The following is a 15,409-nucleotide window of genomic DNA, read 5'->3' as shown; positions in this document are numbered from 1 at the left end:
CAAAATGCGTCGAGGTTATCCGTTCTGCGCGCAAAAGAGCGGGCCGCGGCAAGGCCGAAGGATTTTTTTAAGCGTTGCCGCATTGGATGGGATTGCGCGCTGTCGGCTGGGATAACCCGTCAGGCGGCGACAGCGGCGGGGGTTCCAGCAGGCATATGGGAAACGACATGGTACGTGGCAATTGTGGGCTTATGATCCGCCTTGGGTCGTCCGGCCGCGGTGCATTGCGCTAGGGCTTGAGCGGACATGGTCGAGATAACGAACGGCTCCGGGCGGAATAAGACGTGCCAGGATCGAGATTCCGAAGATCCCGAAACCATGGAAGCATCAACCGATCCCAACGATCAGAAAATCAGATTCTGCGCCGAGATCGCGGCCTTGGCGACGGCTGTCATGAGCGGAGATCTGACGCAGCGCATGCATGCCGATTATGCCGACCCGGATCTTGGCCGTTCGGCCGCCATCCTCAACCAGCTGATCGTATCGATCGGCGATAATTTGCATGATTTCAACGATGCAATGGCCGCTCTCGCCCAGGGCGATCTGCATCGCCGCGTGCGGGAGAAGCACCGCGGCGCCTTCGGGCCGTTGCAGAAGAATTTCAATCTGGCCATTGCAACGGTGCGTACGGTGCTGGGCGAGCAGGGTTCGGATCAGTTTACCGACAGGGCTGCGAAATTTCGCCGGATGCTGACGGCTTTCACACGCGATGAGACCGCTTTCGCAATTCGGATCTCCGATGAGGATTCGCGGCCCATTCCTTCGCCTCCCCATGATCTGTGGCTGAAGCTCGCCGACGCATTGGACGGCTTCTCGGTCTAAAGCGCGTCGCGATCTTTCAGATTCGCTCCTCGCGCTTTAGGTCCTTGTTTTCGCATATCGTTGCCGCAAAACCGCTGCACACTTTTGCGCGACATGCTCTAGAGTGTCGAAGCAGGAGCAGCGATCAGCCTGCCCCTGTCAGTCCCCTGTCCTTCATGCTGCAAAAGTCGATCAGCTGCTGCGAGCTCATCGGCCGTGCGAGAGCGTAACCCTGCAGCAGATGGCAGCCCAGATCTTTCAGGATCTTCGCATGTTCCATTGTCTCCACGCCCTCGGCAACGATGTCGATGTTCTGTGAGCGGCCGATTTCGATAATCGAGGAGACCAGGCGGCGCTGGGATGGAGAGGCGATAATCGGCTTGATGATCTCCCGATCGATCTTCAGTCTGCGTGGCTCAAATCGAAGCAGGCTGACAATGCTGGCATGGTCGGTGCCGAAATCATCGATCTCGATTTCGATGCCGAGCGCTTTGACCGCCGGAATGATCTCGCTGAGAACAGGTTGAAGATGGTCGAAGGAGATTGTCTCGAGCAGCTCGAAACAGAGCCGGCCCCTGGCGACGGGAAGCGCGGAGAGCTCGGCAAGCAGATCTGCCTGCGCCAGCCGGCGCGCCGATATATTCACCGAGACACGCGGGATCTGCATTCCGAGACTATCCCATCGCGTCAGCTCGAACAGCGCCTTTTGCAGGATCAGCCTGTCCATGTCGCCGCTGCGCCCGAGCCTTTCGGCGACATCGAGAAATGCGTTCGGGCCGAGCAGACCTTTTTTCGGATGATCCCAGCGGGCAAGGGCCTCGACGCCGGCGATCGCCAATGTATTGGCATCGAACTGCGGCTGGAAGAATGCAACGAGTTCATCGCTGTCGAGCGCATGATCGAATTCATCCGCCAGTTCTTTTGACTGGATCGCCGCGCTGCGAAGTTCCTCGGTGAAAATCGCCGCGCGGCCGCGGCCCGTCTTCTTCGCCTCGTATAGAGCCAGATCGGCATTCAAAAGCAATTGGCCGAGGTCGCGTCCGCGCGCCTGTTCGGTTTCCCAGGCGACACCGGCGCTCGCCCCGACCACACATTCCGCACCATCGATGAAGAGGGGCTGCTCGAGCGTCTCGACGATCTGCTGGACCAGTCCGTTGGCTTTCGGTTCGGGATCGCTGCTCCAGCTGGCGAAGACGAACTCATCGCCGCCGATCCGCGCCGCGACATCGTTCGGGCCGGCCAGTTCGGCAAGGCGGAAAGCCGTTGTCTGCAAGACCGTGTCGCCTCCGGCATGGCCTTTCGTGTCGTTGATCTCCTTAAAGCGATCGAGGTCGATATGGATCAGGATCAGGCAATCGTCCGGGCCGGGTCTCGGTGGCTCTGCGATCATCCGGTCGATAAACCGTCGATTGGGAAGCCCGGTCAGGGCATCGTGCAGCGACAGATATTCCAGCCGTTGGCGTGCGCGAACGAGCTTTTTCTTGTGAAGGCGAAGCTTTTCGATGGTTCTCTGGCGTGATTTCGTGAGAAAGCCGACCCAGATCATCGGTGCGACGACACAGAGTGACAATAGGCTCGCATAGAGTTCAAAGGTGCCGAGCCCGCTATATCGGCCCCATCCGCTCTTCGGCACGGCGGCCAGCGTCCATCGGCCATAGGTCATATCGACGGAGGTCACGACCGGTTGCTTGGAAAAAGTTTCCAGGCTGCCGAAAAAAACCTGTTTGGGCGCGTTCGGATCCGGCACGGTGCTGATGGCGATCTCAAGCTCGCTCGCGCCAAGGCCGCTTTCGCCGTAGAGCCTGGGAATGTCGATCAGTCCGGACAGCAGGCCCCAGAAGACCTGGCTTGTTCCGTTGTCGATATAGATCGGGCACCTGACGACGAAAGCCGTTCCGCCTTGGACAAGGTCGACCGGGCCCGTCAGCACGATATTGTGGGTGTTGCGCGCCAGCATCGCGCCCGCCCGTTGCTTCTCATTTGTTCGGTAGTCCAGTCCGATGGCCTTTTCATTTCCCTTTTCCGGATAAACCCATTTGACCACCATGCCGGGTGCGGCGGCGAAGCTTCGCAACTGTGAATCGGGCAGCAGGATCTGCGCGGCAAGTTTGGAAAAGGCGTCCTGGTCCATCCCCGGGTTGGCTGCGATACCCGCCGCCAGGCCTTGCAACAGCTTCACATTGCTGTTGAGGTTCGTCTGAAGTCGGGATGATATGGTGGCAAGCTCACCGGCGACGATCGAACGTTCATCGGCCAGCGATCGCTCCAGCCGCCAGTTTGTGGCCACCCAGACGACGATGACGGCAATGGCGGCCGCAAATATGGCTGGAGCAAATGCGCTGGCATGGCGCATGACAGCGCCCACAAAGCCGCGCGCTACCTTTGGATGTCTTCGAAACTTCATCAGGTCGCCGGTGTAGATAACAGGCATCTACCCTTGCACAGTTTGTTTAAGGCAACGCTAAACCCACTCACGTTTATGGAGGAAGCTTCTTTCGACCGTGAACTCCGAGTAAAATGCGCCACAACCGCAATAGCCGCTGTGGCGCTCGTGATTTTCAATGCCTCCGGCAGGCGCCCCTCAGAAGGGGTAATGCTGGGCGGAATCCTCTACCGTGATCCAGCGCAGGTCGGTGAATTCGGCGATTGCCGCCTTGCCGCCGAAGCGGCCGTAGCCGCTGCCCTTGACGCCGCCGAAGGGCATCTGCGCCTCGTCGTGCAGCGTCGGGCCATTGATATGGCAGATACCGGATTCGATGCGGGCCGCAACCGCCATCGCCCGCTGAATGTTACGGGTGAAGACGGCCGATGATAGGCCGTATTCGGTATCGTTGGCAATGCGGATGGCTTCCTCCTCACCCGAGACACGAATGATCGGCTTGACCGGGCCGAAGGATTCTTCCGTATAGACGCGCATATCGGATGTGACGTGATCGAGCAGCGTCGCCTCGACCACGGTGCCCGAGCGCTTGCCGCCGGCCACGAGTTTGGCGCCCTTGGCCGTCGCATCGGCGATCAGTTCTTCCATTTTCTTGGCGGCATCGAGGCTGATCAGCGAGCCGAGGACGACATGGCCGCGCGGATCGCCGGCCGGCAGCTGGCTGGCGCGGGCGGCCAGTTTGGCGACGAATTGATCGGCGATCGCCGCGTCGACGATGATCCGCTCCGTCGACATGCAGATCTGACCCTGATGCATGAAGGCGCCGAAAATGGCGGCGTTGACGGCGCCGTCGATATCGGCGTCATCGAGGATGACCAGCGGCGCCTTGCCGCCGAGCTCGAGCAGGGCGGGTTTCAGATGTTTACCGCAGGTCTCGGCGATGATCTTGCCGACCTTGGTCGAGCCGGTGAAATTCACCCGCCTGACGGCCGGATGGGCGATCAGCGCTTCAACGATTTGAGGCGCATCCTCCGGCGCATTGGTGAGAACATTGATGACGCCGGCCGGCAGGCCCGCTTCGGTCAGCGCCGTGGCGATCAGCCGATGCGTGCCGGGGCATTGTTCGGATGCCTTGAGGATGACCGTGTTGCCGCAGGCGATCGGCATGGCGATGGCGCGGGTGGCGAGGATGACGGGCGCATTCCACGGGGCAATCGCCAGGCAGACGCCGGCGGCCTGGCGAACACCCATGGCAAGCGTGCCGGGCTTGTCGGAGGGAATGATTTCGCCCGCGATCTGTGTTGTCATGGCGCCGGCCTCGCGCAGGATATTGGCGGCGAGCATGACGTTGAAGCCGGCCCAGGGCGCGGTGGCGCCGGTTTCCTCGATCATCAGCCGGGTAAACTCGCCGACTTTCGAATCCATGATATCGGCAGCCTTCATCAGGATGGCGCGGCGCTGGCCGGGGCCGGTCTTCGACCAGTCGCCGAATGCGGCGGAGGCGGCATCGACGGCGGCGGCGACATCGTCCAGGCTTGCCGCGGCGGCGCGGCTGGCGAGCTTTTCGGTGAAGGGGTCGATGCGATCGTATGTCCGGCCGCCGGAGGCCGCGCGGTTGGCGCCGTTTATCAGCAGGGAAATATTCATCGTGGGGTCTCCTGGGAATGAATTAGAAGCCGAGCACGTCGGCATTGATCGATGCTTCGAGGCCGCCGTCGGCGGCAAGATTGCTGCCGTTGATCCAGCGCGCGCCGTCCGAGCAGAGGAAGAGCACGGCGGGCGCGATATCGGCCGCAGTGCCGGCGCGGCCGACGCGGGTGATGTCGCTGTCGACCCTTGCATCGCCGAGCACGGCGCGGAACTGCTTGAGGATCGGCGTTTCCACCGGCCCGGGGCTGACCGCATTGACCCGGATGCCGCGGTTTTTGAATAGCGGCTGGTGGGCGGCGCGCATGGTCCAGAGCAGCAGCAGCTCCTTGGAGAGCGGATAGCCCTCCTCGTCCTTCAGCCCGTATTCGGCGGCAACCGCCGCGACATCGGGAAAGCCTTCGATTGACGTGAGCGTTTTTGCCCGCTCGAGATTGGCGCGCCAGCCGTAACCGGCGATCGAGGCGACGTTGACGATGGCGCCGCCTTCGCGCAGGCGCGGTGCCACGGCTTCCGACAAAGCGCGCAGCCCGTAGAAATTGACGGCAAGCGTCGAGACGACGCCGGTGTTGCCGGAAAGGCCGGCGACATTGGCGAGCGCGTCGAGACGCGTCGGCAACTGCGCGACGATCTCGGCAACGCCTGACGGTGTGGAGAGATCGCCCTTGATGAAGGCGGCACTTGCACCTGCCGGTTCGCGCACGTCGACGCCGATCACCTCGGCGCCCATCTGACCGGCCAGCTCGGCCGTGCGGGCGCCGATGCCGGAGGCCACGCCGGTCACCAGGATTGTTTTACCAAAAAGCATGAACGTCACCTTTCACATGAGAGTCCTGATATAAGCCGGCTCATTCTTTCCATTGGATCTTGGTCGGACCGGGCAGTTTCAGCCGATAGCCGACCGGCAGAAGCTGGAAGTCGAAACGGCGTTCGACTTCGCCCCAGAGGCCGCGCGGCAGGTAGAGCGAGAAAATCAGCGCGGTGGCGCCGAGGCCGATCAGGTACCAGACGCCGGCTGCGCCGAAGAAGGTCTCGATCACGAAGAACAGGATGGCGCCGAGGATGGCGCCCTCGAACTTGCCGATCCCGCCAACCAGCACCATGAAGATCATGTAGGCCGTCCACTGGACGCTGAAATAGGTCTTCGGCTGGAAGGTCGTCGCGGTCGCCAGCCACAGTCCGCCGGCGACCGCTATGCCGAAAGCGGCGAGCACAAAGAGCAGCCGCTTGGTCGCGGTCACGCGCACGCCGACCGAGGTTGCCGCCTCCTCATTGTCACGGATCGCCTGCATGGCCGCGCCGGCGCGGCTGCGCATCAGGATGAAGAGCGCGCCGAGCAGCGCGGCCATCGCGGTCAGTGCGAGCCAGTAGATCGTCGCCCGCCGCATGCTGCTGTCATAGACATTGAGCGAGATCAGCGAGGTGCCCGTTTCCCCCTGGATCAGCCGGTCGAGATTGACGAGCAGATGGGCGAGTTCGGCCATGACCCACATGCCGATCGCAAACTCGCCGCCCTTCAGCCGCAGCATGAACAGCGAAAGCGGGATCGACAGTGCGCCGGTCACGATCGCCGCGGCAAAGACCGAGACGAAGGGATCGAGCCCGGCATCGGCGAGGCGAATGGTGAAATAGGCGCCGAGCCCGAAGAACAGCTGCTGGCCGACCGACACCAGCCCGCCGAAGCCGGCAAGCGCATTCCACATGGCGGCAAGGATCACATAGATGAACAGGGCGGTCATCCGGTCGATCGCACCGGCGCCGAGCACGGCGGGGGCGAGGATCAGCAGGGCAAGCACCGCGGCCATGGAAGCGAGCGCTAGCCGCGACGATTTCGTCCAGCGTTCTATCGATATTCCGTTGGAGGCAAAGCTCGTATTGGGGGTCATGTCGGACTCCGAAGGCGGGCGCGAAGGTTGAGGAGGGCGCTGGGTTTGAGAAGCGCTCCGACTTTGTCGAGAACCGGCAGGCGGGACCGGGACAGCCTGATGAAAAGCACCAGCAGGAACACGGCATGGCCGCCGATCAGGAAGCCCTGCGGATGCAATTGCGCGCCGAGCGATTGGGCAAGGCCGAGAACGATGCCGCCGGCAAGTGTGCCCCACAGCGATCCCGCTCCGCCGATGACGGCCGCCTCGAAGGCAAAGAGAAGCTGCGGGCCGCCGGCATAGGGGCTGAAGGTCGCCCGCATGCCAAGAAAGGCGCCGGCAATGCCTGTTGTGACCATGGTGATGGCGGTGGCAACGGCATTCACCCCACGCGCATCGATGCCGACCAGCCCTGCCGTATCCGGGTCTTCGGCCGTGGCGCGGATGGCGCGCCCAAGCGCAAAACGGCTGAGGAAGAACTGCAGTCCGCCGAGAATGAGGATCGCCGTGACCATCATCAGGACGGCAAGCTTGCCGACGAAGATGTGGCCCGGCAGCTGCCAGGAGGCATAGGACAGGTTGCCGATGAAGGGCGCCAGCGACCGCGTGTCGGCGCCGAACTGCTCGAACAGCAGGTTGTCGATGACGATCGACAGGCCGAAGGTCGTCAGAATCGGCAGTAGCGTACCGCCGCGGGCGCTGCGTTCGAGAATGAAGCGCTGCAGCAGCCAGCCGATCACCGCCATGACGGGCAGCACGATCAGCAGCCCGGCGAAAGGCGGGATGCCGGCTTTGGCGGCGAGCAGCCACAGCCCGTAGGCGGCCGCGACCGCCAGGCTGCCATGCGCGAGATTGATGATCCGCATGACCGAGAACATGAAGGACAGGCCGCAGGCGATGACGGCGTAATAACCGCCGAGCAGAATGCCCTGGAGCAGGGTGTTGATCATGATGCGCTCCTTTCGCCGGATGCCCGGTGCAATCCGAAATAGGCCTGTGTGACATGCTCGCGCGTGACGGCGGCCGCCGGTCGGTCGAGGACGATGCGTCCCTCGAGCATGCAGATCACACGGCTGGCGACGCTCATGGCGCGGGCAAGATCCTGCTCGACGAGCACGATGGTCGTTCCCGAGGTGAGCAGCGCCTGCAATTGCGCGTAGACGCGATCGACGACCAGAGGCGAAAGCCCGAGCGAAACCTCGTCCAGCAGAAGAATATCGGGATTGCTCATCAGCGCCCGGCCGATGGCGGTCGCCTGCTGTTCCCCGCCCGAGAGGTGGCCGGTCTTGGCGTGACGGCGGGGTTTCAGGTTGGGAAAGGCGTCGAGCACGCGGTCGATGCTCCACTCGCCCTTGCGGCCGCAGCTCTTTCCGAGCAGCAGGTTCTCTTCGACCGTCATTTGCGAAAATAGCCGCCGGCCTTCCGGCACCAGGGCGATGCCCTTGGCGATCCGCTTGTGGGACGGGACGGCGGCCAGATCCTCATCGTCGAGAAGGACGCGGCCGGAGGCGGGAAGATGGGCGCCGGCGATCGATCTGAGCAGCGTCGTCTTGCCGGCGCCGTTGGCGCCGACCAGGGCCAGCACCTCGCCCTTGGCAAGATCGAAACTGACCCCGCGCACCGCCTGCAGCAGGCCGTGGCGGACGTCGAGGTCGCGGATGGAGAGATGGCTCATGTGGGTGTGCCTCCAAGATAGGCCTTGACCACCTCGGCATCGCTCATGACCGTTTTCGGTTCGCCGTCGGCGATGATCCTGCCGGCATCCATGCAGATCAGCCGCTCCGCCACCTGCAGCAGGATATGAACGATATGTTCGATCCAGATGATGCCGATGCCGCGGCGGCGCAATTCGAGGATGGTTTCCACAAGCTCGCTCGCTTCGCCATCGGTCAGGCCGCCACCGATCTCGTCGAGCAGCAGCAGCCTCGGCTGGGTGGCGAGCGCGCGGGCAAGCTCCAGCCGTTTGCGATCCAAGAGGCCGAGCGTGTCGGCCTGGCGGTTGGCGACGCCGAGCATGCCGCAGAGCGATAGCGAATCCACCACACGCTCATAGGCCTCGTCGCGGCTGGTGGCACTGCCGTGCGAAGCGGCGACGAAGACATTTTCGAAGGTCGTCATGCCGCTGAAGGGTTTCGGAATCTGATGGGTCCGCACCAGACCCGAGCGGCAGCGCTCCGCCGCCGTCCGGCTGGTGACCTCAGTGCCGTCGAAGGTGATGCTTCCCGCACTCGGCGGATAGGCGCCGGCGAGCACGCTGAGCAGCGTCGTCTTGCCCGCGCCGTTCGGCCCGACGATGCCGACCGCCTCGCCATCGCCCATGGAGAAATCCAGGTCGTCCAGCACGACAAGCGCGCCGAACCGCTTGTGGATCCCCTTGGCCGAGAGAAAAGCTTCCCCCGGCCGATTTTGAGTTTCCCGCCGCACTGTCGGTTATCCGTTGTAAGCGGTGAGCTTGGCGCCGACCGGGACATTGGGATCGGTGGCGTTTTCGGTGACGACGTAGTCGAGCGGGAATTTCGAGCCCTCCGCCTTCACCCATTGCGTGCCGATGATCGGCCCGGCCGAGACGTTGGCGACAGGGCCGCTGGTGAAGTCGACCTTGCCGGCGATCGTCGTGGTCTTCAGCGTTGATATCGCCTTGGCCACCGCCTCCTTGCTCTTGACGTCGTCGCTCGCCTTCAGCGCATCGAAGCCGGCGTCGAGAAGGGCGAGGCTGGCGCCGAGCTGCTGCGTCCACTGCTTGCCGCTGGCGGTTTCATAGCCGTCGGCGAGTTCGGTTCCGGAGACGCCGGTCAGCGTCGATTTATAAGGGAAAGCCTTGTGCCAGTAGGCGGCGCTGCCGATGTTCAGGCCGAGATCGCCGAGCGCCTCGATGTCGGAGGGAAACAGGCCTGTCTTGGCGACCTGGCAGATCTTGATCTGCTGGGTGAGACCCTGCTGTGCCGCCTGACGCCAGAAGGCGGCGAAATCGGGCGGGATCGGGAAGGAGTTGAAGATCTCCACGCCCTCCTGCCGGAAAAGGGCAATCTGCGCCGAGAAGTCGGTGGTTCCGGTTTCATAGGCGCCGGGATCGACGATGGTGAAGCCCGACTTGGCCAGCGCCGGCGCCAGATGGGCGCGGATCGCATTGCCGTCTGCGTCGTTGGGATACATGACGCCGACCTTCTTGTTGGTCTCGATCAGGCTCCACTGCGAAACATAGGCCTTGTGGAACTCTTCGACGCCGAAACCGAAATGATAGGTCCACTTGAACGGCGAGGGCGCGCCGGGCTTGGCGCCGCGGCCGAAATACCAGGCTTCCCAGGGCATGACGGTGGACAGGCAGGGAATGCCGGCTGCCTCGCAGGCATCGGCGACCGGATTGATGGTTTCGGGCGTCGAGACGGCGAGCATCAGGTCGATCGCCTGGTTGTTGATCAACTCCTTCGCTAGCTGGCCGGCGCGCGAGGGGTCGGATTGGGTGTCCTGGTCGAGAATCTCCACCTTCCAGCTCTTGCCGCCCGCCTGCAGGCCGTTCGCCAGCGCCTTGCGCGCCAGGTCGAGCACATACCCGTCCGTCTCGCCGAAGCCGCCGAGAGGGCCGGTGCGCGGGCTGATGAAGCCGACCTTCAGCGTGTCGCCGCTTTGGGCAAAGGCCGTGCGGCCGGAAAGAGCCAGCGCCGCACTGCCTGCGGCAGCCGATACGATGAAAGAGCGGCGGGTGAGAGATGCCGCGTTGAGTTTCCCGTTGCGGAAAATGCCGTTCATGAAATCATTCCTCCCTCTTGATGGGCCTCCCAGCCCGTTCCCTGTGTTCATCCCGATCTGAATTCAGATCGGGTAATGTCGTTTTCCCGATGCCATGGTAATCCATCGAAGCTCGGTGAATTCATCGATTGCGGCCTTGCCGCCGAAGCGGCCGTAGCCGCTGGATTTGACCCCGCCGAACGGCATTTGCGGCTCGTCGGAAACGGTGGCTTCGTTGATGTGGCAGATGCCGGATTCGAGCCGCATGGCGACCGATAACGCCGCATTGACGTCGGCGCCGAAAACCGCCGCCGAAAGCCCGTATTCATTGTCGTTGGCAACCGTCACCGCCTCGTCGACGCTGCCGACCCGGATGATCGCCGCAACCGGCCCGAAGCTTTCCTCGCGGTAGATGCGCATGGCCGGTGTCACATGGTCGATGACGGTCGCATCCATCAGCGTGCCGTGGGCCTCGCCGCCGCAGACGAGGACCGCGCCCTTCTGCAGGGCATCGTCGATGAGTGACCGGACGCGCCTGATGGCTTCGGCGTTGATCAGCGTGCCGAGCGGCGTATTGCCGTCGCCGGGATGGCCGGCGACGAGGGTTTCGGCTTTCGTCCGGAACTTGCCGACGAAGCCGTCGGCGATCTCGTCCATCAGAATGATCCGCTCGGTCGACATGCAGATCTGGCCCTGGTTCATGAAGGCGCCGAAGGCGGCCGCACCGACCGCCTCGTCGATATCGGCATCGGCCAGGACGATGAACGGCGCCTTGCCGCCGAGTTCGAGCAGGCAGCGTTTCAGATGCCTTGCCGCGGATTCGGCGATGATCCTGCCGACCCGGGTGGAGCCGGTGAAGTTGATGCGGCGCACGGCCGGATGGGCGATCAGGGCGTCGACGATGGCCGCGGCATCGTTCGGCGCATTGGAGACGACATTGACGACACCGCGGGGAAAACCGGCATCCCGCAGCACGTCGCCGATCAGGCCATGGGTTTTCGGGCAGAGTTCCGAGGCCTTGAGGACGACGGTGTTGCCGCAGGCAAGCGGCATGGCGACGGCGCGGGTGCCGAGGATGATCGGCGCATTCCACGGGGCGATGCCGACGCAGACGCCGGCCGGCTGGCGCACCGCCATGGCGAGGCTTCCGGGAATGCCTGACGGAATGATCTCGCCCGATATTTGCGTGGTCATCGCCGCCGCCTCGCGAAGAATATCGGCGCCGAGCCCGCAATTGATCGCCGCCCATTGTCTGGTGGCGCCGGTTTCGCCGGTCATGGCGGCAACGAGCTCCGGCGTTCTGATATCGAGAAGATCGGCGGCGGCGTTGAGCAGTCTGCGCCGTTCGCCCGGGCCGGTCTGCGACCAGGCGGGAAAGGCGGCAGCGGCCGCATTGGCGGCCCGCGTCATGTCGGCAACCGATCCGGCCGCGGCGATCGTGGCGACGTCGCCGGTCAGCGGATCGATGCGTTCGAAGGTGGCCCCTTCGGAAGCATCCATCGCCTCGTTGTTGATCATCAGCTTTGCCGAAAACACCGCTTCACCCAATTCGTCACGTGTTGGCGCCATCGACCGGCGCCTGCGTTATTGCCATGGGAGAAAACGAGCGGACGCGGCGCCACGAGGGTCGCTTGAGCGTTCCTGCATCTGTTGAAGAGCCTCCTCCCAAAGGCTGATGGAGACAAGGTTACGCCGATCGGCTAGGGATGGAATGCGATTTATTGGGTTAATATTGTAATTATCCGGTGATAACAGCATTGTTTGACTAGGGAGCGGAGGAGAGGCCTTGGCAACGAACGGCGGCATTCATCACTATGCCAGGGGCGAGTGGCATGCGCCGTCGCTGTCGCACCGGCGCATCCGTTTTCAAAAAGGCCTCTATGCCGATTTCCACCATTTCCTGCTGCTCGGCGAGGGGGCGGCCGAGCTTCACTTCGACAATGGCGAAGATCGGCCTTTGCAGGGACCGCTGCTTGCCTTCCTGCCGCCGCAGGCGCGCTGCGACCTTTCGATATCAGCCGGGACCGCCGCCCATCTGGTCGGCGCCTCGCCGCAGATCATGGTCGATGCGATCGGCGACAAGGTGGAATCCTATTCGCTGCGCCTCTTCACCGAACAGCGCAAGCTGGTCGAGGCCCTGGATCCCGCAGCGGTGGCCGAAATCACTCCGCTGATTTCAGGCTTCGTGCGGGAACTCGCCGATCCCTCTCGCTCCTCCTGGATGGTCGCATCCGCCTATATCAGGCTGATCCTGATGGCGCTGTGGCGCGGTTCCGATGGCGAGCGAAGCGAGCAGCGCGGGCAGGGCGAAACCGGATCGATCCTGCAGCGATACCGGCAGCTCGTCGAGGCCGGTTTCCGCCGGCACCGGCCGATCAGCGATTATGCCGCCGAACTGGGCGTCACCGCCGACCGGCTGCATTCGATCTGCCAAAGGGCGCTCGGCCGCTCGCCGATCCAGCTTCTGCATGAGCGCGTGGTGCAGGAGGCAAAGCTGAGATTGGAGCGCTCGGCCCGCAATATCCAGGAAATCTCCGACAGCCTTGGCTTCCGCGATCCGACCTATTTCAGCCATTTCTTCAAGCGCAAGACCGGCCTTTCCCCCGCTGGCTACCGCGACATCGCCCGCGCCTCCGCCGGCTCGGAGAACAGTATGCTGTCTTCGGGTTATGCGGATTGGCCTTAGGCGCGGGGCTTATTTGGGTCGCAAATCGTGCTGACATGAAATCCCAAGTCGGCATACGACGGACGACTCGCCTCTTTTACAACTTAGGAACGAATTGTCGCTATCTGGGTAATACGCCATGAATTTGACTTGGGCGAGTTGGGGCCTGAAATGATAGAAAAGAGAATAAACAATATTAGCGAGTTCTTGGACGCTTGGAGGGTTGATCAAGGCCACGAAGCGGGTACAGCATGGTTTCGGGGGCAATCCGATGCTAGCTGGTCTCTTCTGCCGGGTTTTCTCCGCAACGAGGTGCAGGTGTCTGAGACGACCCTGTTAAACCGTTTTAAGCAAAGCGCGGCAATGCTGGCGGACAATAGGCCTCAAACATCCTTCGACTGGACCTTTCTGATGCAGCATTATGGGGTGCCGACGCGGTTGCTCGACTGGAGCGAGAGTCCGCTGGTTGCCCTTTATTTCGCCGTGGACGAATTTGAAAATCATCCGAATAGGGATGCAGCGCTGTGGTGCCTATGGCCGACAGTCCTCAATAAAAACGCCAACATCGTCGATAAGGTCGAGGGCAAATACATCCCATCTTTCGAAGATGTCGAGTTGGAAGGCTACGCGACTGACAGCGTACGAACAAATACACGGATTGAGCTGTTTCCTGTTGCAACAATAGCGACACGTAATAATCCCAGGATTCAAGCGCAGCTGGGGACATTTACAATCCACCATAATAAGAAAATCGCTATCGAAGATGTGGGGGATCAGAAACATATTCTGAAGTATGTGATACCCAGCGAGTCCCGGCACTCGGTGCTTACAGACCTAAAATTATTGGGTTTCAATCGCTTCAGCCTATTCCCCGAATTGGCGAGCGTCGGCGCTATCCTTAAGGAAATGGTGAAATGAGTTACGTTGAAACGGCTTCGATGAAGAATAGCACGATTATGCTGTTATATTCTGAGCGTGATGAAATCAATATGAATCCTGATTACCAGCGTATGGGTGGCGTCTGGACTGTCGATAAGCGTCGACTTCTTATTGATTCAATCCTAAATGACTACGATCTTCCTAAGATATACTTTCATGAGCTGAGCAACGAAGAGTATACAAAAACAGGATATCGATACGCGGTTATCGACGGCCGACAGAGGCTGGAGTCAATATGGGGTTTTATGGATGGCGACTTCACGCTGTCGGGAGATTTTGAGTACCAACGAGACACGAGCATTAGCTTAGCGGGTCTCAGCTATGAGGATATTGCGAAACAGCATCCAAAGATCAGAGTGAAATTCGACTCCTTTGTTCTGCCAGTCGTCACCGTTGGAATTGAAGGGGATGAGTTGGACTTAATTGAGGATATGTTCTCAAGGCTTAACGAGGCCGTCCCCCTAAACGCCGCCGAAAAACGAAATGCCATCGGCGGGAATATGGTCAAGGCGATTGCGGATTTATCCAATGACGTATTCTTCACAGACAGGGTGAAGTTTCGCAATAATCGCTACCAACACAGAGAAGCTGCTGCTCGGTTTTTGCTTGTTGAGGACAGTCTCAGACAGGCCCACCCCCAAATAGTCGACACCAAGAAAGTCTACCTCGACGGCCTCGCTCGCAAGTACCATAGCAATAATGCTGAGAGAGTTGTGGAATTGAAGAAGCTAGTCGCAACGGTTCTAAATGCGATGAACGCTGAATTCACCCACGCAGACGAACTGCTTGCCGCTCAAGGCGTCCTGGTTGTGTACTACCTCACATTTAAGCAGGCGCTGGCAATTGGAAAAGCTGATAAAATCACCCGGAGGAAGCTTTTGGATTTTAGGAAAAAGCTCTCCGAAAACCGTGAATTAGCCTCGAAAAATTACGAGGGCGCGTCCTTTGACCTATTAGAGTTTGATCGGCTCAACCAACAAGGGACCAACGATGCCTCTAGCATAAGAGAACGTTGCCGAATTCTTGCTGAGTTCTTGGAATTGCCGTTGGGCATATTCTGAAAGCGATTAGAGCGCCTGGTATCCCGTACCTATCGAGGTGGGCTGCTTCAGTAGCCCGCCTCACTGGATTGGAAGCGGAAATCGGCACGCCCAAATCATTCAAACTCCGGTGGCTCGGGCTTGTCCAGTATTGCCGGAGGTGACAAATAGTCGGTGAGACAAAGTTCGTTCAAGAATGCTTCCAGGACCCTATCGACAGTTCGGACGACAATTAAACTAGCTCCATGCCGATGTGTCCGGCCGTTCCTCCCGGCCCCACATTTTGGCTAGCAAGGGCCGTCCGGCGGCTGCCTTTCCCCATGCCCCTCTGACGCAAACTTTGCTT

At 61.2% G+C, this 15,409-nt stretch carries 13 protein-coding genes; 4 read left to right on the top strand and 9 right to left on the bottom strand.

The features are described 5' to 3' along the window. Window positions 1–393: 393 nt before the first annotated feature. Complete coding sequence (locus tag CO666_RS19685) at window positions 394–822, top strand: chemotaxis protein (protein WP_245436818.1); 429 nt, start codon at window positions 394–396, stop codon at window positions 820–822. 124 nt (window positions 823–946) lie between these two features. Here CO666_RS19685 and CO666_RS19675 read toward each other — a convergent pair whose 3' ends face one another. The 9 genes from CO666_RS19675 to CO666_RS19635 form a co-directional block, all read right to left on the bottom strand. Further along, on the bottom strand, window positions 947–3,205 hold the full coding sequence (locus CO666_RS19675; RefSeq protein ID WP_097613977.1) for a bifunctional diguanylate cyclase/phosphodiesterase: 2,259 nt from the start codon (window positions 3,203–3,205) through the stop codon (window positions 947–949). Window positions 3,206–3,382: 177 nt separating this feature from the next. Further along, window positions 3,383–4,828, bottom strand: a complete 1,446-nt coding sequence (locus tag CO666_RS19670; RefSeq protein ID WP_097613883.1) for an aldehyde dehydrogenase — start codon at window positions 4,826–4,828, stop codon at window positions 3,383–3,385. 22 nt (window positions 4,829–4,850) lie between these two features. After that, window positions 4,851–5,636 carry a coniferyl-alcohol dehydrogenase gene (locus CO666_RS19665; protein WP_097613882.1) on the bottom strand — a complete coding sequence of 262 codons (786 nt, stop codon included), beginning with the start codon at window positions 5,634–5,636 and terminating at the stop codon, window positions 4,851–4,853. 40 nt (window positions 5,637–5,676) lie between these two features. Further along, window positions 5,677–6,714 (bottom strand): branched-chain amino acid ABC transporter permease, encoded by a 1,038-nt coding sequence (locus CO666_RS19660; RefSeq protein ID WP_097613881.1) that lies wholly within the window; start codon window positions 6,712–6,714, stop codon window positions 5,677–5,679. Continuing rightward, on the bottom strand, window positions 6,711–7,643 hold the full coding sequence (locus tag CO666_RS19655) for a branched-chain amino acid ABC transporter permease (protein WP_097613880.1): 933 nt from the start codon (window positions 7,641–7,643) through the stop codon (window positions 6,711–6,713). Before CO666_RS19655 ends, CO666_RS19660 begins: the two co-directional genes overlap by 4 nt. Then, window positions 7,640–8,368, bottom strand: a complete 729-nt coding sequence (locus tag CO666_RS19650; RefSeq protein WP_097613879.1) for an ABC transporter ATP-binding protein — start codon at window positions 8,366–8,368, stop codon at window positions 7,640–7,642. The genes CO666_RS19655 and CO666_RS19650 overlap by 4 nt, the downstream gene beginning before the upstream one ends. After that, window positions 8,365–9,117, bottom strand: a complete 753-nt coding sequence (locus tag CO666_RS19645; protein WP_097613878.1) for an ABC transporter ATP-binding protein — start codon at window positions 9,115–9,117, stop codon at window positions 8,365–8,367. The genes CO666_RS19650 and CO666_RS19645 overlap by 4 nt, the downstream gene beginning before the upstream one ends. Before the next feature lie 6 nt (window positions 9,118–9,123). Further along, window positions 9,124–10,440 carry an ABC transporter substrate-binding protein gene (locus tag CO666_RS19640; protein WP_097613877.1) on the bottom strand — a complete coding sequence of 439 codons (1,317 nt, stop codon included), beginning with the start codon at window positions 10,438–10,440 and terminating at the stop codon, window positions 9,124–9,126. Window positions 10,441–10,503: 63 nt separating this feature from the next. Next, window positions 10,504–11,988 carry an aldehyde dehydrogenase gene (locus CO666_RS19635; protein ID WP_179869725.1) on the bottom strand — a complete coding sequence of 495 codons (1,485 nt, stop codon included), beginning with the start codon at window positions 11,986–11,988 and terminating at the stop codon, window positions 10,504–10,506. Between the two features lie 217 nt (window positions 11,989–12,205). On the opposite strand from CO666_RS19635, the gene CO666_RS19630 reads away from it, so the two are divergent. The 3 genes from CO666_RS19630 to CO666_RS19620 all read left to right on the top strand — a co-directional run bounded on the left by CO666_RS19630 (window position 12,206) and on the right by CO666_RS19620 (window position 15,084). Then, complete coding sequence (locus CO666_RS19630) at window positions 12,206–13,105, top strand: helix-turn-helix transcriptional regulator (RefSeq protein WP_097613875.1); 900 nt, start codon at window positions 12,206–12,208, stop codon at window positions 13,103–13,105. Window positions 13,106–13,234: 129 nt separating this feature from the next. Continuing rightward, window positions 13,235–14,002, top strand: a complete 768-nt coding sequence (locus CO666_RS19625; protein WP_210202063.1) for an FRG domain-containing protein — start codon at window positions 13,235–13,237, stop codon at window positions 14,000–14,002. After that, complete coding sequence (locus CO666_RS19620) at window positions 13,999–15,084, top strand: DUF262 domain-containing protein (protein WP_097613873.1); 1,086 nt, start codon at window positions 13,999–14,001, stop codon at window positions 15,082–15,084. Before CO666_RS19625 ends, CO666_RS19620 begins: the two co-directional genes overlap by 4 nt. The last annotated feature ends 325 nt before the right edge of the window (window positions 15,085–15,409 follow it).

The sequence above is a fragment of the Rhizobium chutanense genome, from assembly GCF_002531935.1.
Lineage (GTDB): Bacteria > Pseudomonadota > Alphaproteobacteria > Rhizobiales > Rhizobiaceae > Rhizobium > Rhizobium chutanense.
Note: the sequence above shows the minus strand (reverse complement) of the source record. Positions and strands in the feature narration are given on the sequence as shown.